This is a genomic window from Mesobacillus sp., assembly GCF_049588175.1.
Taxonomy (GTDB): domain Bacteria; phylum Bacillota; class Bacilli; order Bacillales; family Cytobacillaceae; genus Mesobacillus.
Map to the genome: position 1 here is coordinate 1 of NZ_JBAVFI010000276.1, position 1710 is coordinate 1710.

Consider the following 1710-nt stretch of genomic DNA (forward strand, 5'->3'; position numbering starts at 1 on the left):
TCAAAAGGAGACTGATAACAATGCAAAAAGAGATTCAGAGCCTTATCAATGAAGTTAACATGACCGGAGCACATATTTTTTATTATTTTCACGATCAGGACCGCTATATTAATAATGTGATGGCATATATCACGGCTTCCCTGGAGTTAGGGAATCACGTAATGATCATTGAGAATGATCGCTTCATGCCAATCATTCAGGAAAAAATCAATGAAAAGTTTAATGAAGAGCAAATAGACATGATCCATACAATTAATAATTATGACTTCTATTGTTACCGCAGCAACTTTCATAAAGAAACGATTCTAACATATTTAAAAGATATGATTACACCTTACCTGGAAAAGAAACTACCCATAAAGACTTGGGCACATGTTGAATGGAGAGATCAAAAAGAGATTTTCCAAACACTTGGAGAGTATGAGCAAGAGGCAGATCAAATGTTGCAGGAAACTGATTTCACAACAGTCTGCGCTTATGATGCAAACCGAGTTCCACAGACATTGAAGGATATCTTAATTGATTGCCATGACTACTATATGGCGGATGATTCCATTAGCATTATAAATAGAAACAAAGTTAAAGCCGAATAACGAACATAAATGTAGAGCATCTGATTCAGATGCTCTTTTCTTACGAGGTCCCACTAAACCGATTTCCTTTCTATCAAATGAAACGGAAGCACTATTTTATCAGCAAAATCTATATGGTTGGATTTTTCGACAAATGCATTAAAAGCAGCAATACCCAACTGATTAGCAGGAATTTCAATTGTCGTGATATTCAGGATTTCCGATACTGGATGGTTATCAAAACTTAATACTGCAAAGTCGTCAGGAACCTTAAGGCCTATTCTATCTGCTTCAGAAATTAATCCAGCAGCAACCTGATCATTCCCAACGAGGAAAGCAGTTGGTTTTTCATCCCATTCTGTATACTTCGTAATCACTTTATTACCATCCTCTATTCTCAAACACTGACCCAGAATCCATTCACTGCGAAGTATCTCGCCTATTTGCTTAAGTTTTTGTATATATGCTTCTATTCGTTTCTGGCTGTTTGTCCCTTCTAATCTGCCGAGACATATGGCCACTTTCCGATGTCCTTTTGAAACCAGGTAATCCAAGCCAAGATTAAAGGCTTTTACATGCTTTATTGACACGGAAGGGAACTCCTGCTGGTCTGCATCTTCACATAAAATGATTGGCCCAATATCTTTATATTGTAATAGTAAATCAAACGGAATAGCTCGAGAGCAAAAAATGACCCCATCAATAAGTCCACCACGCAATCGTTCTAATGCATCCAACTCTTTATCACGCTTATAATCCGTTTGAAAAAGCACCAGCTGGATGTTATGCTTCTTTGCTTCCAAGGCAATTCCTTCTAGAAGCCCGGAAAAATAAGGATGGTTGATCGTAGGCATCACAATCCCGACCATATTTGTTTTCCCTTTTGATAAATGTACAGCATTCAAGTTGCGGCTATAACCCAATTTCTCAATTGTTTTCAAGACAACTTCTCTCTTTGCTGGACTTACATACGGATGGTTATTAAGCACCCTGGAGACCGTCGTAACTGAAACTCCTGCAAGTCGGGCAATTTCTCGGATATTAGCCATTTTCCAAAACCTCACTCAATTTATATAAATTGCTTGACCTGAAACGCGTTTCACAGATTAAAGTTGCTCTTAAGTAACGAAAAGGAGTG

The 1710-nt window shown here is 37.9% G+C and carries 2 protein-coding genes; one reads left to right on the forward strand and one right to left on the reverse strand.

The annotated features are described in order from the left end of the window. Positions 1-20 precede the first annotated feature (20 nt). Complete coding sequence (locus WB217_RS06790; RefSeq protein WP_423991862.1) at positions 21-593, forward strand: MEDS domain-containing protein; 573 nt, start codon at positions 21-23, stop codon at positions 591-593. A 53-nt stretch (positions 594-646) separates the two neighbouring features. Here the strand turns inward: WB217_RS06790 and WB217_RS06795 are convergent, their stop codons facing one another. Then, a complete protein-coding gene (locus WB217_RS06795) occupies positions 647-1621 on the reverse strand; it encodes a LacI family DNA-binding transcriptional regulator (protein WP_423991864.1) in 975 nt (324 codons plus the stop codon). Positions 1622-1710: the final 89 nt, after the last annotated feature.

Coding starts and splice junctions, on each gene's coding strand:
- WB217_RS06790 (WP_423991862.1), top strand. CDS start 21: ATGCAAAAAGAGATTCAGAGCCTTATCAATGAAGTTAACATGACCGGA.
- WB217_RS06795 (WP_423991864.1), bottom strand. CDS start 1,621: ATGGCTAATATCCGAGAAATTGCCCGACTTGCAGGAGTTTCAGTTACG.